The sequence below is a fragment of the Pseudoalteromonas sp. MMG005 genome, assembly GCF_018101015.1.
Classification (GTDB): Bacteria; Pseudomonadota; Gammaproteobacteria; order Enterobacterales; family Alteromonadaceae; genus Pseudoalteromonas; species Pseudoalteromonas aurantia.
In genome coordinates this window covers 22,680-46,390 of record NZ_JAGJEK010000013.1, presented here as the reverse complement: position 1 = coordinate 46,390, position 23,711 = coordinate 22,680, and the positions used below count along the sequence as shown (strand labels likewise).

At 40.5% G+C, this 23,711-nt stretch carries 27 protein-coding genes; 10 read left to right on the top strand and 17 right to left on the bottom strand.

Annotated elements, in window-relative coordinates; all coding sequences use genetic code 11:
• Positions 1–2: 2 nt before the first annotated feature.
• From lepB to rpoE, 6 genes are read right to left on the bottom strand one after another with little or no spacing between them, the layout of a single operon-like run.
• Positions 3–938: a signal peptidase I gene (gene lepB / locus J8M01_RS11485; protein WP_211058075.1), complete on the bottom strand. Its 936-nt coding sequence runs from the start codon at positions 936–938 to the stop codon at positions 3–5.
• A gap of 13 nt (positions 939–951) precedes the next feature.
• Positions 952–2,739 (bottom strand): translation elongation factor 4, encoded by a 1,788-nt coding sequence (gene lepA, locus J8M01_RS11480; protein WP_192508069.1) that lies wholly within the window; start codon positions 2,737–2,739, stop codon positions 952–954.
• 58 nt (positions 2,740–2,797) lie between these two features.
• Positions 2,798–3,256: a SoxR reducing system RseC family protein gene (locus J8M01_RS11475; RefSeq protein ID WP_211058074.1), complete on the bottom strand. Its 459-nt coding sequence runs from the start codon at positions 3,254–3,256 to the stop codon at positions 2,798–2,800.
• On the bottom strand, positions 3,253–4,203 hold the full coding sequence (locus J8M01_RS11470; protein ID WP_211058073.1) for a MucB/RseB C-terminal domain-containing protein: 951 nt from the start codon (positions 4,201–4,203) through the stop codon (positions 3,253–3,255). Before J8M01_RS11470 ends, J8M01_RS11475 begins: the two co-directional genes overlap by 4 nt.
• Before the next feature lie 4 nt (positions 4,204–4,207).
• Positions 4,208–4,813 carry an anti sigma-E factor RseA C-terminal domain-containing protein gene (locus J8M01_RS11465; protein WP_211058072.1) on the bottom strand — a complete coding sequence of 202 codons (606 nt, stop codon included), beginning with the start codon at positions 4,811–4,813 and terminating at the stop codon, positions 4,208–4,210.
• A 1-nt stretch (position 4,814) separates the two neighbouring features.
• Positions 4,815–5,396, bottom strand: coding sequence for an RNA polymerase sigma factor RpoE (gene rpoE, locus J8M01_RS11460; RefSeq protein WP_192508073.1), 582 nt, complete (start codon positions 5,394–5,396; stop codon positions 4,815–4,817).
• 255 nt (positions 5,397–5,651) lie between these two features.
• On the opposite strand from rpoE, the gene nadB reads away from it, so the two are divergent.
• Positions 5,652–7,244, top strand: a complete 1,593-nt coding sequence (gene nadB / locus J8M01_RS11455) for an L-aspartate oxidase (protein WP_192508074.1) — start codon at positions 5,652–5,654, stop codon at positions 7,242–7,244.
• Positions 7,245–7,637: 393 nt separating this feature from the next.
• Here the strand turns inward: nadB and J8M01_RS11450 are convergent, their stop codons facing one another.
• The gene (locus J8M01_RS11450) at positions 7,638–7,889 is read right to left on the bottom strand and encodes a succinate dehydrogenase assembly factor 2 (RefSeq protein ID WP_192508075.1); all 252 of its coding nucleotides are present in this window, start codon (positions 7,887–7,889) and stop codon (positions 7,638–7,640) included.
• Positions 7,890–8,085: 196 nt separating this feature from the next.
• On the opposite strand from J8M01_RS11450, the gene J8M01_RS11445 reads away from it, so the two are divergent.
• Both J8M01_RS11445 and J8M01_RS11440 read left to right on the top strand, forming a co-directional pair.
• On the top strand, positions 8,086–9,000 hold the full coding sequence (locus J8M01_RS11445) for a folate-binding protein YgfZ (protein WP_211058071.1): 915 nt from the start codon (positions 8,086–8,088) through the stop codon (positions 8,998–9,000).
• Between the two features lie 12 nt (positions 9,001–9,012).
• Entirely contained in the window at positions 9,013–9,498 is a 486-nt protein-coding gene (locus tag J8M01_RS11440) for a peptidylprolyl isomerase (RefSeq protein WP_210996750.1), read from the top strand.
• Positions 9,499–9,558: 60 nt separating this feature from the next.
• Here J8M01_RS11440 and J8M01_RS11435 read toward each other — a convergent pair whose 3' ends face one another.
• Genes J8M01_RS11435 through J8M01_RS11425 form a run of 3 tightly spaced genes read right to left on the bottom strand, consistent with a single transcriptional unit; the run spans position 9,559 to position 11,279 of the window.
• Positions 9,559–10,077, bottom strand: a complete 519-nt coding sequence (locus tag J8M01_RS11435; RefSeq protein WP_211058070.1) for a hypothetical protein — start codon at positions 10,075–10,077, stop codon at positions 9,559–9,561.
• 11 nt (positions 10,078–10,088) lie between these two features.
• On the bottom strand, positions 10,089–10,904 hold the full coding sequence (locus tag J8M01_RS11430) for a DUF481 domain-containing protein (RefSeq protein WP_318782618.1): 816 nt from the start codon (positions 10,902–10,904) through the stop codon (positions 10,089–10,091).
• A 39-nt stretch (positions 10,905–10,943) separates the two neighbouring features.
• Positions 10,944–11,279 carry an HI1450 family dsDNA-mimic protein gene (locus J8M01_RS11425; protein WP_192508577.1) on the bottom strand — a complete coding sequence of 112 codons (336 nt, stop codon included), beginning with the start codon at positions 11,277–11,279 and terminating at the stop codon, positions 10,944–10,946.
• A 160-nt stretch (positions 11,280–11,439) separates the two neighbouring features.
• On the opposite strand from J8M01_RS11425, the gene J8M01_RS11420 reads away from it, so the two are divergent.
• From J8M01_RS11420 to J8M01_RS11405, 4 genes are all read left to right on the top strand, one after another.
• Positions 11,440–12,231: a crotonase/enoyl-CoA hydratase family protein gene (locus J8M01_RS11420; protein ID WP_211058138.1), complete on the top strand. Its 792-nt coding sequence runs from the start codon at positions 11,440–11,442 to the stop codon at positions 12,229–12,231.
• A gap of 141 nt (positions 12,232–12,372) precedes the next feature.
• A complete protein-coding gene (locus J8M01_RS11415; protein ID WP_348772748.1) occupies positions 12,373–12,660 on the top strand; it encodes a CidA/LrgA family protein in 288 nt (95 codons plus the stop codon).
• Positions 12,653–13,354, top strand: a complete 702-nt coding sequence (locus J8M01_RS11410; RefSeq protein WP_211058069.1) for an LrgB family protein — start codon at positions 12,653–12,655, stop codon at positions 13,352–13,354. Before J8M01_RS11415 ends, J8M01_RS11410 begins: the two co-directional genes overlap by 8 nt.
• A 24-nt stretch (positions 13,355–13,378) precedes the next feature.
• Positions 13,379–14,209 carry a mechanosensitive ion channel family protein gene (locus J8M01_RS11405; RefSeq protein ID WP_211058068.1) on the top strand — a complete coding sequence of 277 codons (831 nt, stop codon included), beginning with the start codon at positions 13,379–13,381 and terminating at the stop codon, positions 14,207–14,209.
• Positions 14,210–14,270: 61 nt separating this feature from the next.
• Here the strand turns inward: J8M01_RS11405 and J8M01_RS11400 are convergent, their stop codons facing one another.
• A complete protein-coding gene (locus J8M01_RS11400; RefSeq protein ID WP_192508083.1) occupies positions 14,271–14,726 on the bottom strand; it encodes a hypothetical protein in 456 nt (151 codons plus the stop codon).
• A 306-nt stretch (positions 14,727–15,032) separates the two neighbouring features.
• Positions 15,033–16,412 carry a cysteine--tRNA ligase gene (cysS, locus tag J8M01_RS11395; RefSeq protein WP_211058067.1) on the bottom strand — a complete coding sequence of 460 codons (1,380 nt, stop codon included), beginning with the start codon at positions 16,410–16,412 and terminating at the stop codon, positions 15,033–15,035.
• A 204-nt stretch (positions 16,413–16,616) separates the two neighbouring features.
• Between cysS and J8M01_RS11390 the strand changes: the two genes are divergently transcribed.
• Entirely contained in the window at positions 16,617–17,108 is a 492-nt protein-coding gene (locus J8M01_RS11390) for a peptidylprolyl isomerase (protein ID WP_192508085.1), read from the top strand.
• 57 nt (positions 17,109–17,165) lie between these two features.
• Positions 17,166–17,906 (top strand): UDP-2,3-diacylglucosamine diphosphatase, encoded by a 741-nt coding sequence (locus J8M01_RS11385; RefSeq protein ID WP_211058066.1) that lies wholly within the window; start codon positions 17,166–17,168, stop codon positions 17,904–17,906.
• A 15-nt stretch (positions 17,907–17,921) separates the two neighbouring features.
• On the opposite strand, the gene miaE is transcribed toward J8M01_RS11385, so the two are convergent.
• Complete coding sequence (gene miaE, locus J8M01_RS11380) at positions 17,922–18,674, bottom strand: tRNA isopentenyl-2-thiomethyl-A-37 hydroxylase MiaE (RefSeq protein ID WP_211058065.1); 753 nt, start codon at positions 18,672–18,674, stop codon at positions 17,922–17,924.
• 273 nt (positions 18,675–18,947) lie between these two features.
• On the opposite strand from miaE, the gene J8M01_RS11375 reads away from it, so the two are divergent.
• Positions 18,948–19,547 (top strand): Yip1 family protein, encoded by a 600-nt coding sequence (locus tag J8M01_RS11375; protein WP_192508088.1) that lies wholly within the window; start codon positions 18,948–18,950, stop codon positions 19,545–19,547.
• Positions 19,548–19,646: 99 nt separating this feature from the next.
• Here the strand turns inward: J8M01_RS11375 and purF are convergent, their stop codons facing one another.
• From purF to folC, 4 genes are read right to left on the bottom strand one after another with little or no spacing between them, the layout of a single operon-like run.
• Positions 19,647–21,173, bottom strand: a complete 1,527-nt coding sequence (gene purF / locus J8M01_RS11370; RefSeq protein WP_210996759.1) for an amidophosphoribosyltransferase — start codon at positions 21,171–21,173, stop codon at positions 19,647–19,649.
• 17 nt (positions 21,174–21,190) lie between these two features.
• Positions 21,191–21,685 (bottom strand): CvpA family protein, encoded by a 495-nt coding sequence (locus tag J8M01_RS11365; protein ID WP_192508090.1) that lies wholly within the window; start codon positions 21,683–21,685, stop codon positions 21,191–21,193.
• A gap of 60 nt (positions 21,686–21,745) precedes the next feature.
• Positions 21,746–22,432, bottom strand: a complete 687-nt coding sequence (locus J8M01_RS11360) for an SPOR domain-containing protein (protein ID WP_192508091.1) — start codon at positions 22,430–22,432, stop codon at positions 21,746–21,748.
• A 15-nt stretch (positions 22,433–22,447) separates the two neighbouring features.
• A complete protein-coding gene (folC, locus tag J8M01_RS11355) occupies positions 22,448–23,701 on the bottom strand; it encodes a bifunctional tetrahydrofolate synthase/dihydrofolate synthase (RefSeq protein WP_192508092.1) in 1,254 nt (417 codons plus the stop codon).
• Between the last annotated feature and the right edge of the window lie 10 nt (positions 23,702–23,711).

The window sequence follows — 23,711 nt, the reverse complement described above, 5'->3', positions numbered from 1 at the left end:
TGCTACTGAATATTACCTAGGCGTTCAAAACGAACACCAGTTGGAACCCAGCCTGGTAATAGGCTATCTGGGCCATTATCAAATTCAAAACTCATCCAAATAAATACGGCTTTACCGACTAAGTTTGCCTTAGGTACAAAGCCCCACATACGGCTGTCTTGACTATTATTGCGATTGTCACCCATTGCAAAGTAGCTGTCTTCAGGTACTACCCATTCATCTTTTCGGGTGCCCTGCTGCTGGTAATAACGTTCAGTTAATTCCAATGCTTGTGGGTTAATGAGTATATCATGCTGTACACCTGGTAAATCTTCTGTCAAACGTACCAGTTGCATTGAGCCTTGCTTATATTCATCACGATTTACAATGTCTAACTTAATCTTATTATACTCGCCACACACCAAATTGCCTTGTTGAGTTTGCCCCTCTTGACACTTTGGCTGAATGTATAACTGTCGATTACGATAAACGATACGATCCCCTGGTAAACCAATTATACGTTTGATGAAATCAATACGCTCGTCCAGAGGAAACTTAAACACCGTTACATCCCCCCGCTCTGGCTCGCCTACTTCAACAAGTTGAGAACGCCAAACTGGGTCTTTAATACCATACGTAAACTTTTGTACTAGAATAAAGTCACCATCTAGTAGCGTTGGCATCATTGACCCTGATGGGATCTGAAATGGTTCAAAAATAAACGACCGGAAAATTGTGATGGCGGCAATCATTGGGAAAATCGACTTTGCCCCTTCAACAATTGCAGGTTCAGGTGCTATCTCAGCGATTACATCATCTTCTAAAAGTGTGCCACTGCTCCCTTGTGCAAGCGCGATACGTTCTTTTCTTTTCGGTGCATATAATAAGTGGTCCAACAACCAAATGAGGCCTGAACCTAGCGTAATTAACACCAATAATACTGAAAAATAGCCAGCCATCTAAAAATTCCTGTTATTTGCCTACTTTTAATATGGCTAAAAATGCATCTTGAGGCACTTCTACATTACCTAACTGTTTCATGCGTTTTTTACCATCTTTTTGTTTTTGAAGTAACTTCTTCTTACGACTCACGTCACCACCGTAACATTTTGCTATTACATTCTTACGTAACTGTTTCACGGTTGTTCTTGCTATAACATGAGCACCGATTGCCGCCTGAATTGCTATATCAAACATTTGCCGTGGGATTAGTTCTTTAAGTGCCTCGGCAAGTTGGCGGCCTCTTGATTGCGCGCCATCGCGATGGACAATAATAGCCAACGCATCAACTCTGTCACCGTTAATAAGTATATCTACTCTTACCATGTCTGATACTTGGAAGCGTTTAAAGTTGTAATCTAGTGAAGCAAAGCCGCGGCTGGTTGATTTCAACTTATCAAAGAAGTCCATAACCACTTCAGCCATAGGCAACTCATAAGTTACTGCAACTTGTTTTCCGTGGTATGCCATCTTTGTTTGCGAACCACGCTTTTCTACACACAGTGTAATAACATTACCTAAGTACTCTTGCGGTACTAGGATATTTGCTTCAACCATTGGTTCACGCATTTCAATAATGTCGTTCACAGCAGGTAAGTCAGACGGGTTATCAATTTGAATAGTACCATCCTTTGTTACTATTTCATAAATTACTGTCGGCGCAGACGTGATTAGATCCATATCATATTCACGCTCTAGTCGTTCTTGGATGATTTCCATATGGAGCATGCCAAGGAAACCGACTCGAAAACCAAAACCCAGTGCTGTTGAACTTTCAGGTTCAAAGAATAACGATGCGTCATTCAGACTTAATTTATTTAAGGCGTCACGGAATGCTTCATAATCATCTGAAGCTATTGGGAACATACCCGCATAAACCTGAGGCTTAACTCGTTGGAAACCGGGTAAACGCTCAACCGCTGAATTTTGCGATAATGTAATTGTGTCACCCACAGGCGCACCATGAATGTCTTTAATACCCGCAATAACAAAGCCAACTTCACCTGTTTTTAAAATACCGGTATTCGTTTGCTTTGGTGTAAAAATACCAACATGATCCGCAATATGCGTTTGATCTGTCGACATTATTTTTATTTTATCGCCTTTACGCAATTCACCGTGTTTAATACGTACCAATGATACAACCCCTTGATACGGGTCAAACCAAGAGTCGATAATTAGTGCTTGTAACGGCGCTTCCGGATCACCTTCCGGTGGTGGTACATCTCGTACAATGTTTTCCAGTACATCATCAATACCGATGCCTGTTTTAGCGCTACATTGCACCGCATCTAATGCGTCGATACCAACAATGTCTTCAATTTCCTCAGCAACACGCAAAGGATCTGCTTGCGGTAAATCAATTTTATTCAGAATTGGAATGACTTCCAAATCCATTTCGATGGCGGTGTAACAGTTTGCCAACGTTTGCGCTTCGACCCCCTGCCCTGCATCAACTACAAGTAAAGCACCTTCACAAGCAGCTAAAGAACGAGACACTTCATAAGTAAAATCTACGTGTCCTGGTGTGTCGATAAAATTCAACATGTAAGTTTCACCATCTTTCGCAGTGTAATTTAACGTTACACTCTGCGCTTTAATGGTAATGCCGCGCTCACGTTCGATGTCCATCGAATCCAGCACTTGCTGTTGCATTTCACGGTCAGTAAGGCCACCGCAGACATGGATCAAACGGTCTGAAAGCGTTGATTTGCCGTGGTCGATGTGGGCGATGATAGAAAAGTTACGGATATGCTTCATATACTGGATTCTAAACTTCTGTAAGTCATGGTTTATAATAAAGCCGAGATTTTACCTTTTATTTGCCGCAATCACCATCTATTTGCGTCAGAGGAATACTAATTGGATAAACTTTCACCAATCTAACTTCATGCTTCAAGCGTTTAACTTGCTGTTTAGCAATTAAAAAGCCTAAAAACCCACCTATCACAGCACAAAATATTTGCCAAGGTTCAGGTACGCTAAAACCGACTGCGCCGATAAACAAAGCAAAAAATGCCCCCAACAATGGAAACATATATACAAAAAAAGCATTGCGCACAATATGTCTATCATCTAATGACAGACGTATCTGTTGACCGACTTCTACGACATGTTCAAGTTCAATTGGAAAGGTTTTGCTGTGAGTACCAAACAGTTTACTAAATATTTGAGAGCCACATTTACCATTGCAGCCGGCACAAGCTGGCTTTTGCTCAGCTTGTAAATATGCGGTAGTGCCATCAACTGACACTACCTGTAGAGTCTGTTCAATCATAAAGGTCGTTGTACCGACTCAGCAATGCTCTTTGCTGTCAACGCAGGGATATTACCGACAACTGATACATCAAAAGCACCTGAGTTATGCACATATACTGTAGTCGCGCCTGAAGAGAGCGCACCACTGGCGCGTTGTCCTGGTAATGGCCGCTGCACAAACACCGAAATATCAACTAAACCATCAGAGTATAAGTAGTAATCGGCTAATTCGTTATTTAAATCCAATTTATGTCTGTCTGATTTAAGTAACTTAAACCCCTGAGGTAACCATCCAATTACCCAATTGCTCGTTGTGCTACCTTGCTCATTGACAGTTTGCATTGGTAATGGTGCTGGAAATTCTTTCTGTTGTAGCTCAAGAAGTTGAGATGATGGCTCAGGAGTGACACTTATGTGAGTTAATAACAACTGCTCTAAAAGGTCACCTTGTTGGTTTACATAAGCCGCTTTCAAAAGTAATGACGATTGTGTGTCAATCCATAACCAATAATTATATTTACTCTCATCTTTTGACTCTATTCGTACCAACTGTGAAGGCCTGCCAGCAACTCGTCCTTTACCGCCCAGCACAAAATCATAGTTTTCTAGTAAAGAAGAAATATCTTTAAATAAAACTTCCGGAATAGGCCCCGCGATTGAGTCTGTACTTATCGAGTAAGGAGGCGACTGGGGTTCAAAGTAAGTTACACGGTCATTCACTCTTACCATTTCTAAGCCAGCACCATTCAGTAAACTTAATAATTCAAGTTCTGTATCACCTTGTTTTGCGTGTATCCAACGATAAGGTTCCATCCCCTTACCCTTAGAAACAACGAATGATGCGTTAAAGTTCCTAGTATGAACAGCTTTTGCCATATTGTGTAAAAGCTGCTCTGCTGTCGTTACATTATTAGCGTTTGCAATAAATGTAAAAAATAAACCTAAAATACAGCCAATTAATCTCATTTAATTACTTCTTTTCCTCTGGCTGTTCATCTGCTCGCTGTATCTGCTTTTGCAAAGAGTACGCTACTCTTGATTGTCTTTGATGTTCTAAAACGAGAGCACCTATACGCTGCTGTTGTAGCTCACGCAAGCCTTTTTCGGCGCTTTCCAAAGCAGGTTGCTCTGAAGAGAAACTCACTGGAGACACTCCACCTGCCAATGGGGTTGATTGGAATACAGGTAAGTTATCTGTATTTTCACCACTTGGCTGCGGCATTGTATTCACTCCGACAATAGCAACAAGCGCGACACTCGCAGCAATAGCCATTTGTGATAGCGGCTTTTGCCAAGCGTTTAACTTAATTACTTTTGTCCCATTATCTTGAACATCAACCTGCGACCCCACTGGAACACTATGGCATGGCTCACTCTCTAACGCTGCAGCCACGCTTGCAGTAATATCAATATTGAGCCCACCCTGGCGTTCACGCATTACATCCCCAATCTGGGCATAGCGAACAAACTTTTCAGTATCAAGTTGTGCCACTGATAGCTCATTCGACGGTAAGTCACCATCTAGCACTCGAGACGCTACTTCTTGACGCGATGCAGTGTGGTTAGCTTTTGTCATGTTAGGATTCACCTATTAATGGGTTTAAATTATTGTCTATCGCTTCTCGAGCTCTGAAAATGCGAGAACGCACTGTCCCTACTGGACAATCCATAATCACCGCAATTTCTTCATAACTCATCCCTTCGATTTCTCGCAAGGTGATAGCGGTTTTCAAGTCATCAGGCAAACCATCGATAGTTTGATATATCACTGATTTAACCTCTTCACTTAACAACAAATTCTCTGGTGATGCATTAGAGCGAAGTTGCTCTGCGCCGTCATAAAACTCGGCTTCTTCTGCATCGACATCATTGGCTGGCGGCTTTCGCCCTTGAGATACCAAGTAATTTTTCGAGCAATTAACAGCTATACGATATAACCACGTATAAAATGCACTATCTCCCCGAAAGTTCGGCAATGCACGATAAGCCTTAATAAATGCTTCTTGTGCAACATCCGCTACATCGCCATGATTCGACACATAACGAGAGATCAAAGCCGCTACTTTATTCTGATACTTGGCAACTAAAAGGTTGAAGGCGTTTTTATCTCCTTGCTGAACCCGCTTAACCAGTTCTAAATCCAAATCCTGCTCGCTCATTCGAGCCGGTACTCCTCATTGTTATAATTTATTACTTAATCACTATTGCCATTAATCACAGCTACTCTGACTAAGTTATAAATAAAAAGTTCTGTTTTTTTTATATTTTTTTTTAAAATAAGTCCAAATTACACGTCTAGACGTATATATCAGCACTAAATGCTAATAAAAATATTCAGTATTGACGTCAAGTTAGTTGTATCATAGCAGATATGTACATATAGCTGAATGAAACGCATAGAAAAAGCGAAGATCATGAAACAAATAAAACACCATCACACTGACGTAGTTGTTATTGGCAGCGGTGCTGCCGGTTTAAGCTTAGCTCTATCTTTAGCAAACCACTGCCACGTAACCGTTGTCAGCAAAGGTGCGCTAAAAGAAGGTTCAACACTCTATGCTCAAGGTGGAATAGCCGCAGTATTCGATAAAAAAAATGACAGCATTGAATCCCACGTAGATGACACGCTGGCCGCAGGAGCGGGGTTATGCGACCGAGAAGCGGTTCATTATACTGCTAGTAATGCTAAAAATTGCTTAAAGTGGCTTATTGAGCAAGGTGTGCCATTTGACATGGAATTTGACAGTAAAGGTAAAGAACGCTTTCACTTAACACGGGAAGGAGGCCACAGTCACCGTCGTATATTGCACACCGCCGATGCGACCGGTAAAGCTGTGCAAACCACATTAGTCAGTCAAGTATTAAGTCATGCAAATATCACTGTATGTGAACAATTCAATGCCATTGACTTAATTCCGAACAAAAATAATAAGAAACAGATCGATGGTATTTATGTCTACAATCGTATTGCCGAACAAGTAGAAACCATTTCAGCAAAGTTTGTAGCGTTAGCAACAGGCGGAGCTAGCAAAGTATATTTATACACTTCAAACCCTGACGTATCGAGTGGGGATGGTATTGCTATGGCGTGGCGTGCAGGATGTCGAGTCGCCAATATGGAGTTTAATCAATTCCACCCAACCAGTTTATATCACCCAGAGCTACAAAACTTTCTTATTACTGAGGCCATGCGCGGTGAAGGAGCGCTATTGAAGCGTCCTGACGGTACTCGGTTTATGCCCGATTTTGACGAACGAGAAGAGCTTGCACCACGGGATGTCGTTGCACGCGCGATTGATTATGAAATGAAACGTCTTGGTGCGAATTGTGTTTACCTAGATATCTCTCATAAAGATAAAGACTTTATCATTGAGCATTTCCCGACGATATATGCCAAATGTTTAAGTGTTGGGTTAGATATAACCAAGGATGCAATCCCCGTAGTACCTGCAGCACACTACACTTGTGGTGGTGTAATCACCGACTTTAATGGCAGTACTGATTTAAGTAATTTATATGCGGTTGGAGAGGTCGCCTATACAGGTCTCCACGGCGCCAATCGTATGGCGAGTAATTCCCTACTCGAATGTATTGTATTTGCTCATGCCGCTGCCAAAGATATTTTACTTAAACTTAACACTATGCCCGCCCCTCCTATGCTGCCTGAATGGGACGAAAGTAGAGTAAGTAACTCAGATGAAGAAGTGGTGATTACGCATAATTGGCATGAGTTACGTTTGTTCATGTGGGACTATGTTGGTATCGTTCGTTCAACTAAACGACTTGAAAGAGCACTGCGCAGGGTTGAGTTACTTAATCAAGAGATCCACGAGTATTATGCTAATTTTAGAGTCAGCAATAACTTATTAGAGCTTAGGAATTTAGTTCAGGTTGCGGAGTTAATTATTCGCAGTGCACTAGAACGAAAAGAGAGCAGAGGCTTGCATTATACATTGGATTACCCAGACCAAAGCAGTAACCCAGAACCAACCATTTTAACACCTTAGCTTGAACAGTTTAAACTTACACGACACAATCGTCTCCACGATTGTGTCGTCAACGCAGACTGTATAACACACAACTGTTGAGAATGGTCAAAGTTATTCACTTCCAAAACAAGTACATTTAAGTACAACTTCGCCCGGCTAACTTTGCCTTCTATAACCTGTTCACCGGTTTGCCAACTAATATAGTTTTTTGAAATACTGAGGTTTATCACGCCTGATGTAATGAATTTCTTTTCCAGTGTATTGATACTGATCACACACCCCAATATACAACATAATATATTGCTGATTATCACCACAACCGTTGGGAATAACAAAATGAATAGAAAACTTAGACATGCAAAAAAGACCACGATTGTTCGATGGTCTAATACATTATTTTCTACTTCAAATCTATACGCGGACTCTGCCAAGAATTAATTGCACCATGGTATTTAGCTCTGCATCAGGACATTGTTCATGGCCCATAAACCAAGCAAACAAGTCCGGGTCTTCCATTTCAAGTAATCGTTGAAATACCAACTTTTGATGTTCTGACAATGCATCATACGCTTCGTCAACAAATGGCCCAAGTAAAACATCAAGCTCTAACATACCCCGACGACAAGCCCACTTTGTGCGAGATTTAGAAAAAAGCTCAGCCATTATTCACCCCTAAAAATTAATTTCTTATCACCTTCTTAAGTTTAAGATTATATCTTAGAATATGTATAGAAATACACCGCTTTACTTTAAATCACCAAATAAAGCTCTCATATCTGTTGTTAAATCATCACCATCCATTTATGACACTCTGGATATGCGTTATTATTAAAAAACTCAATTTATAGGGATCTATATTATGTCGCTCACTCGCGCTTTTCAGTTGCCATATCAGCTGATTTCTATTTCAGGTCAAGAGCAACTAAGTTATTTGCATGGCCAGTTAACGCAAGATATGAATCTAATCACTGATGAACAATTTATGTGGGCAGGTCATTGTAGCCCTAAGGGCAAGCTTTGGGGCGCATTCAGAGTGTTTAAATTTAATGATCATTTTTTTATGATGGGCTCTGAAAGTGAAGTTGCGGCATCAGCACGAGAGCTAAAAAAATATGGTGTGTTCGCGCAAGTGGATATTCATCATTTAGCCTCTCCAAATATCATAGGGATATTAACTGACAACGAAACTAAAACATGTGAATTACTCGGCTTAAACTTCGCAAACTCAAATGCATGTGAGTTCGCCAATCAAAAAGCACTGCGTTTGGATGAAAACCGTATCGTGCTTTACGTTGATGAACATTTCAATTTACCTGCTGAAATCACATTAAGTGATGAGCACCATGCCTTTACAGAGGCAACGATTATTGCGGGTGAGCCGCAGTTAAGTGATGGAATGGTTGAAGAGTTCGTCCCACAAATGATTAACTTGCAAGCAATTGGTGGAATAAGCTTTAAAAAAGGGTGTTATACCGGCCAGGAAACGGTTGCGCGCATGCGTTACTTAGGTAAAAACAAGCGTGCTATGTATATTCTACAAGGCTCCAATGACAAAGCGTTCAGTGAAACTGATGTGGAAATACAGTTAGGTGAAAACTGGCGTCGAGCAGGAAAAATTATCAATCAAGTTTATAATTCCAAAACACAAAAATATAGTGCTTTAGCTGTACTACCTAATGACACTGATGTTACATCGACATTACGTGCTAAGCACTCGCCAGAGGTATCTATGTCAATTTTACCTCTGCCATATTCTCTAGAAGATGACAAATAGACGGGAAATATTATGAAAATCGCACCAAACAAAGTAGTGAAAATGCATTATTCAGTACTGGATAATGACAAAAACACAATTGATAATTCATTTGATGGTGAGCCATTATTGTTTATCATAGGTACAGGCTACTTAATTCCAGGCTTAGAAGATGCAATCATAGACAAAGTAGCTGGTGATACCTTAAGTGTGACCGTTGAGCCTGAGCAAGGCTATGGTGAGCGATATGATGACCTAATGCAAGCGGTACCTAAATCAATGTTTGATGGTATGGAAATTGAGGTCGGTATGCAGTTTAGAGCATCGACTGATGACGGTGATCAAATGGTTATGATCATTGATATTCAAGATGAAGAAGTCATCGTTGATGGAAATCACCCTCTTTCAGGGATTACTCTACATTTTGACGTAGAAATTTTAGAAGTGCGTGATGCGACTGAAGATGAACTAAGTCATGGCCACGTCCATGGCGATGGTGGGTGTGGTCACGATCACTAAGCCTTAATTTAAAACGCTCACCATCCAGGTGCGCGTTTTAAACACATTAGCAATGACTAGTTAATTCATATCAAACGCATCTTTTTTACGTTTTTTCAACTGAGTTTCGATCTCATCGGTCGTTCCTTCTTCACTCAGTTTTGGCTCGATAATTACTTTATCTTTCATCGTATCTATGAGTGCAGCCTGATCATTCGTTCCCAACCGATACTTCATTCCATCATTCAGTGTTATTTCAACTGCACGAAAGCCTGAAACAGAATACACCCAACCATCATTGGTGATCCTCATACCAACACCATGGCGAAACGTATTCGTTACCGCTTTTATAGACGATATTTCGTCAAAGTTTAATGATTTCTTCGCAACCCCAGGTCCAAACCACCACGATAGCTGTTGCGCTTTTTGGTCTACTTTAATTGTTAAACCGTAGAACACCACTGCCACTAACAACAAAACGCCTGCGAAAAGTAAGATAGCTGCATTGTTACCCATCAGCACGATTGCCATCGCTAAAAAGCTTGCAATCCAGGCGACAATTCCCCAGATAGTCCATGCTAATTGTGTATGTTGGTACATCTCTGCTCCTATTAAAAGCTATAAACCAAAGTAACACCTAATTCGGTATCTACTTTTTGTTTGTTTTCTTCAGGCTGGGAATTATATCTATAGGTATAAGACACTTTTAATGACACCCCCCCCATTACTTGGCTCACCAAGGCCGTCTCACTAAATACTCTGCTATTTAATCCTGATAATGACTTTTCAATACTAAGATCATGGTTAAATCGAGTCTGCTTAGATACTGTTCTTTCCCATTGCAATGACACCCTCAGCAATTGCCCGTGCTGAGTTCGGTCTACGTCGGGTTCAAGCACCACATCATGAGCTGTTTTAGATAAATATAATCCAGGTCCGATATCGAAGTCGACGGTATTTTTGGTACCTTGGAATATCCGGTTGCCATACCCCAGTGCTACAGTCCCTGTATATGCTTTGCCATTAAACTTATCATTATTGTAATCGCCATAGATAAACAAAGACTCATTATCACGTCCAATTTTATAGTTCCCTTGCGCGGAAATATAATAGCGTGAAGCAGATACATCCGATTTATCTGTATCTGAATCTGTTTCTTCTTTATACAGGCCATCGAGTTTGAAGTGATTGCGCCAATGTTCAAAATCTTGATACACATTACTTTTTAACTTAAACGCTGTACTTCGTGTGTTACCTTTATTGGCTATCAAGCCAAACTCGATATCTCCGTACAACACTTCACCTTGATGCAACTTATGTATTTCTTCGTCGGATAATTCTCCGTACTGATGAAACTCTTCAAATGGGTCGACAGCCCAAGACTGAAAACTACATGCAGTTAGATAAGCGTAACCTGCTAATTTGATGTATGACACAATACTGATTTTCTACTTCACTCTGTTATTTTACTGTTCTAATTGTGCTTTCTCTTGCTTCCATAAGACATGGCAAAATGGAGCATCCATATCACGGCTAATTAAGATACGTGCAAAAACTTCGTCGCCATCTTCATATTCAATTCCGATTATAACTTGAATAAAGTGCTCCGGTTCAATTTCCAAAGAAACAAACTGCTGCCAATCATCATCTGGCTCACTATCCTCAATGAAACCATACTCTCCGTGATGCTCGTTAAATTGCTGAATATCTTGTTCCGATAAATTCTCTGGTGCTAACTGTAAAAAAATATCATACGCTTGATGGGTGATCTCTTCTACGCTAGAAAGGCGAGCAGACATAATGGCAATCTCTTTATTTAAGCTATAGCGCTATCATAGCAAAGTCATAAATTTGTTGGCTATCTAGATCCGTTAAATTATCAAATTTCTTTGATGAATTTACTCGAGATAGAGTTTACACTCTAATTTGGTTGTAAGGTTTACAGTTTTATGGAAGAAAATGATGATTACACTAGAAATCAAAAATAACATTGCTTGGGTAACGCTCAACCGTCCTAAGAAACAAAACGCGCTCAACTTATCAATGTTTATAGAACTTGATAAAATCATTAAAGACCTCAAAAAAGATAAAACAGTCAGAGCCGTGGTTTTATCCGGAGCTGGCGGTCACTTTTGCTCTGGGTTAGATGTTAAGTCTGTAGTAAATAAACCAGCTGCAATTTTCAAACTCTTATTCAAATGGCTACCAGGCAGTGCCAACCTCGTGCAACGTGTCACTTTAGCGTGGAAAGACCTCCATATCCCCGTCATTGCTGTTATAAATGGCAACTGCTTTGGCGCAGGCCTGCATATCGCCCTGGGTGCCGACTATCGCATAGCGGGTCCGTGTGCTCAACTGGCTATCATGGAAGCAAAATGGGGGTTGTGCCCTGATATGGGCAGTGGTGTTTTGTTACCAGGCCTTATTAATCAGGACATACTGTGGCGTATTACGTCACAAGCTCAACCTATTAGTGCATCAAATGCCAAAGAGTATGGACTGATCAGTGAAATACATACACATACAGCTGGTGCAGTCACTGCATTATTAGATTCTCTATTATTGCGCTCACCAGACGCACTTGCCGCAATAAAAAAAGTGAACAATTGCGCCTACTCAGCAAATCGACGACAAGTTCTCTCGCTAGAAACCTGGTCCCAATTGCGTTTATTAATAAATAAAAACACCCGCATTGCAATGCAAAACGCAGCAAAGGAAGAAATAAAGCCATATATCCCGAGAAGTAAATGGTAAAAGAGTCTCATTGCCAAACGCTCTAGTACATATTATGGTGTCATTACTTTAGAGGCAGATAGACCTATTTTGATAAAACGTATTCTTCAAACCTGCTTTGCGTTATTGCTCCTTATTATTTGTTTGTTCAGTGCGAAAGGTGTGATCCATATTTTCCAATTGACAATTCCTGGACCATTATTAGGCATGCTAATTTTACTGCTCTTGCTGTCTGTAAAGTTAATAAAACCTATGCTCCTTTCTCCTGCAGTGATACCTATTTTAAAGTACATGGCGTTGTTTTTTGTCCCAGCCGGAGTAGGAATTATTCAATACATCCCCCTCTTTTCAAGCAATTTACTATTATTACTATATATTTTAATCTCAATCCCATGTCTTGGCCTATTTATCTCTGGCTATATCGCTAACAAAGGGCGTTATCGTGAGTAACCTCTTACTAATAAGCGGGCTCACCATTGCTCTTTTCTTCCTCTGCCGCGCGCTCTATAAACGTATTCCCACCCCTTTGCTCAACCCTGTTCTTACTACTATTTGTATTTCAAGTACGATATTATTGGCATTAGATATACGGTACATAGATTACAAAGCCGCAACTATGCCTATTAACTTTTTCTTAGAATTGGCGGTAGTGTCTCTGGCATATCCAATTTATATGCAGTTTAGAATAGTTAAAAAGTCGCTGCTATTACTTATTTCAAGTAGCTTTACGGGCGTCAGTGTAGCCACTGTAGGCGCGTACTTCCTATGCTTGGGGTTCAATGCTTCACCACACCTTACAGCGTCATTAGCAGCGCTTTCAGTCACAACACCTATTAGTCTCATTGTCACTGAAAGTTTAAATGGATTGCCGGCAGTCGCAGCTATCATGGTCATACTTATCGGTGTTTTTGGAGGCGTATTCGGCCTGCATATCTTATCATTTCTCGCAATTGATAAACCTCAAGCCAAAGGGGTTGCGCTTGGGGTATCATGCCATGCTATTGGCACTGCCACCGCAATAGAATATCACCCACAAGCTGGCATCTTTGCGTCTGCCGCAATGACTATAAGCGCATTAATCACAGCCTTTTGGGTACCTATACTGTATAAATGGTTAACTAAAGTCACTTTATTATTCGCGTGAAATATACCTCTAGGACTTCGCACTATGATTGAGCAAGAAATACAGCAATTTGAACATTACTTTAATTTAATTCGAGACTATCTCATCAACTATAGCATGCAAGTTGTTGGCGCAATTGTCATCTTAGTAGTTGGCTTATGGCTTTCTAACCGATTATCTAAAATGGTAGAACAGCTCATGCTGCGCCATAAAATGGATGTAACCTTAACTAACTTTATCAGTAATGTTGTAAAAGTACTGCTCATCATTATGTTCGTGATCATTGCACTGGGCAAACTTGGGATCAGTGTAACCCCATTTGTAGCAGCCATTGGTGCGGCATCTTTAGGGGCTGGCTTAGCTCTGCAAGGCATGCTATCAAACTACGGCTCTGGGCTTGCCATCATTGCTACCCGACCTTTTATTGTCGGAGATACAATTTCAGTTAAAGGAGTTAGTGGACTTGTTAAAGTAATCGAACTCGGCCATACAATCTTGGTAAATGAAGACCAAGTTGAAATTACCATTCCAAATAAACATATTATTGGAGAAATCCTCCATAACACATTTAAATATTCATTAGTGAAAGGTGACATTGGTATTGCCTATAGTACTTGCCCAAACACGGCAATTAAAGTCATTAATCAAGTACTTTGTGCCCATTCAAATGTGACAAATAACCCAGCACCCCAAATTGGGATCGAACGATTCGGTGATAGCGCAATAATTATCAGTTATCGTTATTGGGTACCGACCACTCAAATTATTGAGTCTAAACTCGCGATTAACCAGCTCATTTACAATGATATTAAAGCAGCAAATATTGATATTCCTTTTCCACAAAGAGTTGTTACGATCAATAAAAGTGATGACTAAATAGAATAGAAAAAAGGCACCTTTCAGTGCCTTTTATGTGGTTGGGTAACACTTAAATCTACTAATAAATTACTGTTGAGATCAATGCCCGTGCAGCACAAAGATCTGACATCATTCTGCTCATCGCCTCTTGTGAACTCAAATACCCCGTTGCAGCTTCACCGTCATCTAAAAAGAATGACATAAGCTGTCCTCGACGCGTCACTATATACATAGTCAATGCACTGTGACCTTTACTCTGTAAAGTTTGCACAAACTCACTACTCGGAACAGAGAGCTCAACGTGAACTTGGTCACTACTAGACAATTGATCTTCGGATATTTCTTTGCACACAAGCCAAGTCTCGCTCTGAGAAAACGGATCTTTCTTTCGAGCAAAGCATTGCACATCAAGAGGCAACCCCGGTACTGACCGAAATGTAAAAATACTGCTATTGAAGTGCCTAAGACCCACGTTCATTTTATCGACAAATATGCCGATATTATCTAACTCAGTACTTACATAGTTATCTACCATGGCTCGCCACCGGAATAAATCACACTTATTTAACTATAATTCTACTTTTAATTAGTGCAAGATTTCTATCATATGTAAATATTTAACACTAAATACGATGATTTACTAGGTTTTTCGACGAACCACTGATTTTCAAGACAAAGAGCTTCAGAAAAATAGCAATATACGCTTTTACACAAAAGTACCAGGGCGAATTGATTTAGAGAAATAATGTAATTTTAAAAACAAAAAAGCACGATAAAAAATCGTGCTTTTAAGCATGAACTGTAATCGGTCATTACAGACCTTATATGCGCAATACGTATCTTATGCTTTACGCCAGGTGGTCTTTCCTGCACTGTCTTCAAGCACAACCCCAAGCTCAGTGAGTGCATCTCGTGCCGCATCAGCAGCTGCCCAGTCTTTATTTGCCCGAGCTTCATTTCGAGCAACGATCAACCCTTCAATCTTTGCAACTTCATCATTACCTTGCTCACCTTGCAAGAATGCTTCAGGCGCTTGCTGCGCAATACCTAATATCTCACCTAACTTTACAAGCACATATGCATGCTCTCCTGCTGCTTTTACATCTTTCTCTCTTAGCACATTAATTTCTTTTGCTAATTCAAAAATCACAGGTAAAGCTTCTGGTGTATTAAAGTCATCGTTCATTGCCGATTCGAAACGTTTAACGTAGATGTTCTCTGCTAGTTCCACTGCGATTGTTTCGATGCCGCGTAAAGCGGTATAAATACGTTCTAACGAGGCGCGTGCTTGGTCAAGGTTTTCTTGAGAGTAATTTAATTGACTTCGGTATTGCCCATTAATTAAAAAGTAACGTACTGTTTCACGATCATACTTTTTAAGAACCTCTCGCACAGTAAAAAAATTCCCTAAAGACTTAGACATTTTCTCTTTGTTTACCTGCACCATACCTGTATGGATCCACGTATTTACATAGCGACCGTTGTTCGCACAGCATGATTGTGCGATTTCATTTTCGTGATGAGGAAACTGTAAATCAGAGCCACCTCCATGAATGTCAAAGAATTCACCTAAGTGTTTCGAGCTCATAGCACTACATTCTATGTGCCAACCTGGACGACCATCACCCCAAGGGGATGACCATGATGGCTCATCTGCTTTAGCCTTTTTCCACAGTACAAAGTCCAATGGATCATCTTTATCATGAGCCACCTCAACCCGAGCTCCCGCCTGCAACATTTCTAAATCTTGTTGAGATAACTGCCCATATTGCTCAAATGTAGACACGTCAAACAACACATCACCACTATTGGCAATATAGGCATGGCCTTTCGCGACTAGACGTTCAATCATTTCAATGATTTCATCCATATGACCAGTCACTGTCGGTTCTATATCCGCAGGTAAAATGTTCAATGCAGCAAAATCCTCATGCATCGCTTTAGTCATTCGAACCGTTAATTCATTAATTTCTTCGTTATTTTCAGCTGCTCTTTTTATTATTTTATCGTCAACATCTGTGATATTTCGTACATAAGTAACTTGGTAACCCAAATGACGTAAATACCGGTTCATAACATCGAACGAGACATAAGTGCGCGCATGCCCCACATGGCAGAAATCATAAATAGTAATACCACACACGTACATGTCGACTTTACCTTCGACTAATGGTTTAAACGGCGCCTTTTGGCGTGTAAGTGTATTGTATATCTGCAACATGTAGCGTTATTCCTAAACAAAAGTAGACATGAACAACAATGATAACACTTGCTCTGCCGCCGCTCTATACCCAAATCAATACAAATCCATATGTTTACGCGCAATTTTTCATCAGCTGACAATAAATATGCGACGAAAATTGTCAGCCTAGTTATTTCTGCTATAGAATATCCTTCTTTGAAAACTAATTATTAGGAAGCCTCTATGGTTGTTCTACACACTAATTTCGGTGAGATCAGTATCAAACTATTCGCTGAAGAAGCACCCGCTACTGTTGAAAACTTTTTAAATTACGCTAAATCCGGTTTTTATGATGGCACTATATTCCATCGTGTAATTGACGGGTTTATGGTTCAAGGTGGAGGCTTTACACCAGGTATGGAGCAAAAAACAGTCCAATCACCTATTCAAAATGAAGCGACTAATGGCTTAAGTAATAAAACAGGTACGTTGGCTATGGCACGTACGCCTGATCCACATTCAGCTACAGCGCAATTTTTCATTAACGTAAATAATAATGATTTTTTAAATTTCAGCAGTGAAACATCACAAGGCTGGGGCTATTGTGTGTTTGCTGAAGTCGTTGAAGGCATGGATATTGTCGAGAAAATTAAAAATGTAGCGACAGGCTCTTCAGGCTTTCATCAAGATGTCCCTCTTGAAGATGTGCTAATCGAAAAGGTTACTGTAGCTTAATCGATTACAACAAATCATAAGCGGGTCATTTACCCGCTTTATTTTGCAAGAGGCCCAATGCGTAAAACTTACTTTATCTCTGACCTTCATTTGACCGATGACCGCCCTGACATTACCCGTGCTTTTTATGATTTTCTTGATACGCATATGAATCAAGAAGTCGATGCGCTATATATTTTAGGCGATTTCTTTGAAGTCTGGATTGGTGATGATGAACAAGCACCCTTGGCTATTAACATTGCTGAAAAATTAAAAACATTACAAAACATGCATATTTCAGTGTACTTTTTGCACGGCAATCGAGATTTTTTACTTGGTAAAGCTTATGCACAGCAAGCCGGCTTTACGTTACTGCCTGAGCAAATTGTAGTCAATTTATACGGCACTAATACAGTTATACTCCATGGTGATGAAATGTGTACGCAAGACATTGCCTATCAACAGTTTCGTAAAAAAAGTAGAGGGTGGTGGTGGCCCAAACTCATTCTTGCGACGCCACTTTGGTACCGCCGTAGAGTAGCTAGAAAAGCACGTTTAAAAAGCAAACAAAATCAATCCGGGAAAGCAGTTGAAATACTCGATGTGACAAACGATGCCGTCAAAGACATGTTTGCACAACACAATGTATGCAATATGATCCACGGTCATACACATCGACCTTATGTCCATACATATGAACCAATACAGCCCGAACAACCACTTCTTACCCGAACTGTATTAGGTGATTGGTATAGCCAAAGTTCATACTTAGTCGTTAATGAACTTGGCCAAAAACTCAAAGGGACGATCTTAAAGTAAATTTAACAAAGCAACTTATACTGGATATCCTGAGTGAAATTTAAAGTCTGTATCTGGGGAAGTGATCAAGTCCGCTTCTACTTCACCAAAAAACGTCACTCGTTCAGAAATATCACCACCAGCAATCTCTTCTGCCAGCGTTAAATAATCTTGATAGTGGCGTGCTTCTGAGCGCAATAAAGAAACATAAAAGTCCCCAAGCCTTTTATCAACATGAGGCGCAAGCTTAGCAAAACGCTCACATGAACGAGCTTCAATATAAGCACCACAAATCAACTTATCAATCATCGCATCCGGCTCATACGTTTTAACATGACGCAGCATCCCCTTTGCGTAGCGGCACGGGGTAATGCTGCGATATTCAACACCATACTCATCCATGATCTCTAACACTTGATAAAAGTGATGTAACTCTTCTTTAATCAGAATTACCATTTTATCTATTAAATCTTGCCCATATGGTGAATTAGATTTTGGGATCACTGACTTTGTGAGTTTATTCTTGCCAGGAAGCGCACGCCAATCCCCTTCTCGCTTATAAATGAGTGTTTCAAAGGGCTTTAACCACTCTAATAAGGCATCAGCACTGTTTTTATCAACTGCATATTTACGTATCAAGAACATCGCTGACTGGGCTGCTTTGAGCTCGCAGATCAGATGGTCAATTAAGACAATTGATAAATTATCTGGGTCAATTGCTGCTTCAATCCACGCTTGAGGTGTTTCACATTGTAAGAATTGTTTAATTGGGTGTAATAGCTCGTCCAAGGGTTACATCTCTTCTAAAATTCAGGAAAATAGGTCTTATGACTCTTAATTTTGCGCAACGCGAGCAATTATACCATAACCCTACCCAACACAAGTAGTCGATACTTCGCCTTGAACCGACTCGGTAAACAGGTTTTACTTCATCTGTTTTCAAATAATTCAAAACTTTTCAATTAGACGAAAGTTTAACCTTTTCTTGACAAAAATTGAGCAGTCCCTCATAAATTATATGTGCAGTATAAAAATAGTACCGACAACAAAAAGGGGCATAATATGATTTTTAACCATTTGTGGGGCTTATACGCTCACCCACTTGAAGAGTGGCAAACAATAGATAACCGTCATGAAAGCGTAAAGTACAGCCTATCTCATATTGCAATAATCGCATTGATCCCAAGTATTATGGGGTATTACTCATCCGTTCATCTAGGATGGGAAATTGGTGTTGGAGATGCCGTTTATTTAACACATGAAAGCGCACTACTTATTGGCATTGCCATGTATACAGCACTCATTTTAGGCATTTTTGCCTTATCGTACCTTGCACATTGGATGGCGGTTACATTTGGCGCCAAACCAACATTTACCCAAACTTTAGAGCTCTCTGCTTATACAGCAACACCTATGTTTATGTCGGCATTCTCAGCATTCTACCCTGAACTTTGGTTTGTGGTGTCTGCGGGAATGGTTGCCTTAGCGTATTCTGTGTACTTGCTCTACACAGGTGTGCCAATACTTATGCATATTCCTGAGGAACGCGGGTTTATCTATGCCAGCTCAGTGGTGACTTGCGGTTTGATACTACTAGTGATTATATTAGCTGCAACAGCAATTTTATGGACCAATGGCATAATTAGTCCTACATTCAATTAGGGGTATCGAAACCGACACCCCTTGCTTTTATCCTAAATTAAAAAGGAGCGACCAGTCGCTCCTTTTTTGTTTTAATGAACCTGTTAACTGACTATAAGGTTATTCACCTTCGTCTGTTTCTTGGTTATGTAACTCTAAACTAGAAGACATGGCATGTTCACGTGTTGACTTAGCTGAATCATTACGTAATGCATCAATGCGATTCAAATAATTTTGATCAACATCTCCAGTAATGTATTCCCCATCAAATACTGATGTTTCGAATACTTTAATCTCTGGATTCTCTTGACCAACAGCAGCAATCAAATCATTCAGCGATTGATAAATTAAGCCATCGGCGCCAATGCTTGCGTTAATATCTTCAACTTCTCGTCCGTGTGCAATCAGTTCTGCCGCAGATGGCATATCAATACCGTACACGTTAGGGAAACGTACTTCTGGTGCTGCTGATGCAAAATACACATTTTTTGCACCGGCTTCACGCGCCATTTCAACAATTTGCGCCGATGTTGTACCACGTACAATTGAATCATCAACAAGTAAGACGTTTTTGCCTTTAAATTCACTGTCGATTGCATTGAGCTTGCGACGAACTGATTTCTTTCGTAGTTCCTGCCCCGGCATAATGAATGTCCGGCCAATGTAACGGTTTTTCACAAACCCTTGGCGGTACGGCAAGTTCAACTCAGACGCTATTTCTAACGCTACATCACAAGATGTTTCTGGAATAGGAATAACCACGTCAATGTCTTTGTCTGCCCAATCTCTTGCTATTTTCTCACCCAATTTAGTACCCATATTCATACGGGTCGCATAAACTGACATATTATCAATAACTGAGTCTGGGCGGGCAAAATAAACAAACTCGAAAATACACGGTGCATGTTGAGTTTTCACTGCACAGATTTGTGAATGCAATTGTCCATCTTCGGTTACATAAATCGCTTCGCCTGGCGCGACGTCACGAACAAACTCAAAACCATCAATCTTTAACGCAACACTTTCAGAGGCAAACATATACTCAACACCACTGCTCGTCTCTCGTTTGCCAAAAACCAGTGGGCGAATGCCGTTTGGATCTCTAAATGCAAGAATACCATGTCCGATGATCATCGCAATACTCGCATAACCACCTGTTGCCTGTGCATTTACCTCGGTAATTGCATTAAACATGTCTTCAGCATCGAGTTTCATCTTGTTAGGTTTACCTAACTCATGTGCCAATATATTTAATAAAATTTCAGAGTCTGACGTTGTATTTACATGACGGCGCGCCGTGGTAAATAAACGCTCTTTAAGTGCTTCTGCATTGGTTAAATTACCATTATGAGCAAGACCAATACCAAAAGGAGAGTTCACATAAAAAGGCTGAGCTTCAGCTGAGCTAGAAGAGCCTGCTGTTGGATAGCGCACATGCCCAATGCCGATGTTACCTTGTAGGCGCTTCATATGACGTGTATGGAACACATCTTTTACTAAACCATTTGCTTTACGTAGACTAAACGTATTATTGTCAATAGTAATTATGCCAGCAGCATCTTGGCCACGGTGTTGCAAAACAGTTAAGCCATCATAAATCGCCTGATTTACAGGAGAAGTTCCGACTATCCCAACGATACCACACATGAAATTTTCCTCGCCGATTAACGGTTTACTGAATTTAAAAAGCTGGAGTTATGCTCAAGGTAGGTAAAAAACCACTCTATCACAAAGCCAAATTCAGGGATCAAAGTAGATGCTGACCACCACTGCGTGCCAGGCGCACTAGTGAATGCATCCAGAAAAAACAATAAGGCGCTGACGACCAGTACGCCTCGTAAACCACCAAATACGATTCCGAAAAGTCGATCGGTGCCAGACAAACCCGTGCGCTGCACAAGCTCACCTAAGATATAGTTAACAAACCCACCCAACATCAAGGTCACAATGAATAATATGGCAATTGCGGCCGCATTTCTTAAAAGGGGTTCTGAAATGGAAGTGAGAAAGGTTGCTAGATATTGATAAAAAAGACTAGAGATAAAGAATGCGCCAATCCATACGACTAGAGACATAGCTTCTTTGACGAAACCACGAAGTAAGCCAAATAATGTCGATAACCCGACAATACACAGTATAGCGTAATCAACCCAGATCATAATAACCAATAAGTCGTTAATTTGGGCGCATTCTATAAGAGCCTAAAGGCAATTACCAGATCATTTTGCAATATTGAACTGAGTAAGACGACCATTCAATTTGGTTAATTCTTTCAATTTAGATAGCTTAGATTCGAGTTTGGTCTTATCCAGGTCTGGGCCAACAAACACTTTGGTCAATGTACCATTAGGCGTTTTTACTGGTCGTGTAAAAGCTTTAAAGCCAGCATTGTGTAACTTTTTAACCAACGCATCCACATTCGGTTTATGCGAAAAGCTACCCAACTGAATCACATAAGCCATTTTTGTCAGGTTGGAAGTACTATTACGCACCGGGGGAGCGACTTTGGGCTGAGACTTTACTGTGACTTTTTCTGGTGCAGGTTTGACTTGTTCTTGCACAGTTGCGTCTGTAGTAGACACATTTACACTACTATTTTTCGTCTCAGATTCATCGGCTTCAATCTCACTATTTACTTCAGCTACTTTTACAGCAGGTTCAAGTAAATGCTCATCGTCTGCCTCAACCTCCTCAATAGCCTCACCACGTATCGTTGGGCCGTTCTCTACTCGCAGGTTTATTTTCGATTTTAAATCGACTGTCGTAAACTCAGGACGTTCTGGGATGGCTTTAAAGCCTTCTTTGTAGTGAACCTTTTCACCATCAAGAATATTGGGAATAAAAACTATGGCCGCAACAACGACGATACTTGTTCCTACTAGACGGTTAATAAATCCTGAGTTCACGTAATTACTCTCTATTTATTCAAAATATGCAATGGCATCTGCCACCGTGAAAAATGAGCCAAAGATAATCAATACAGTCTGCTCATCTAGTATTGGTACAATACAGTCAAGCGCCTCTTGAACGCTGTCAAATACCTGACTCGATGCTATGTTTGGTATCAATGTTTGTAAGTTGGTTGCTAATTCTGCACGAGGGTTTTGCAAAGACGCACATGACCATGTATCTACTAAATCAACCACTTCATTGATAACACTCAATTTATCTTTATCTGCAAGCATAGCGATTAATGCATGAATTTTAAAGCCCCGTGCTTTAAAGTCATTCAATTTATGTGCTAAATACCGTGCTGACTCTGGGTTGTGTGCCACATCCGTGAATACTCTCGGCTGCGCACTTAACTGCTGAAAACGGCCTTCAACTTGCAAGTCAATCAAACATTGCCTAATGACATCTTCTTCTGGTAATAAATTTAACCGTGCCAATGTGGTTAATGCTGTGGTGACATTTTGCGCTGGAATAGAGGGCTTAGCAAATTCATAATCAAAATCGTTATAAATCCACCTAAACCCCGTGGGCGTAGGAATAAATAAAAAGTCACGCTTTGACAGTATCAAATCAGCGTCAATTTCAACGCCATAATCGGTTACTGTATGGGGTATTTTTAAATCCCCCACAATAGCTGGCGTATCTTTACGGAAAATACCTGCTTTATCGTACCCGACCAGCTCTCGGGTATCTCCTAAATATTCCTTGTGATCTAAATCAATCGTCGTGATCACACTCGCATATGGTGTAACAATATTGGTCGCATCATGTCGTCCACCTAATCCAACCTCAAGAAGGACAAAATCGACTGCAAAGCGCTTAAAAATAGCAAGCGCACCCAATGTGCCATATTCAAAATAGGTTAAAGGGGTCTCTTTTCTACCCAGCTCTAATAAATGAAAAGCATCGACATGCACTTGATCGTCTAGTTCTTTTCCATTTATTCTGACACGTTCGTTATAACGACTTAAATGGGGTGATGCATAGGTACCAACACTATACCCTTGAGCAAGCAAAAGTGACTCTAAACAACGTGCGGTTGTTCCTTTACCATTTGTCCCAGCGATAAGAATAATTTTGCTTGGCGTGTCAAGTAAGTCAATATTTTGCGCAACTTCTCGGACTCGTGCTAAACCCATTGCAATATTCGCAGGGTGCACACTTTCTAAATAACAAAGCCAATCATCAAGGGTTGACGATTGGCTGGGCGTCTGAATTGTCATAAACGTAGCT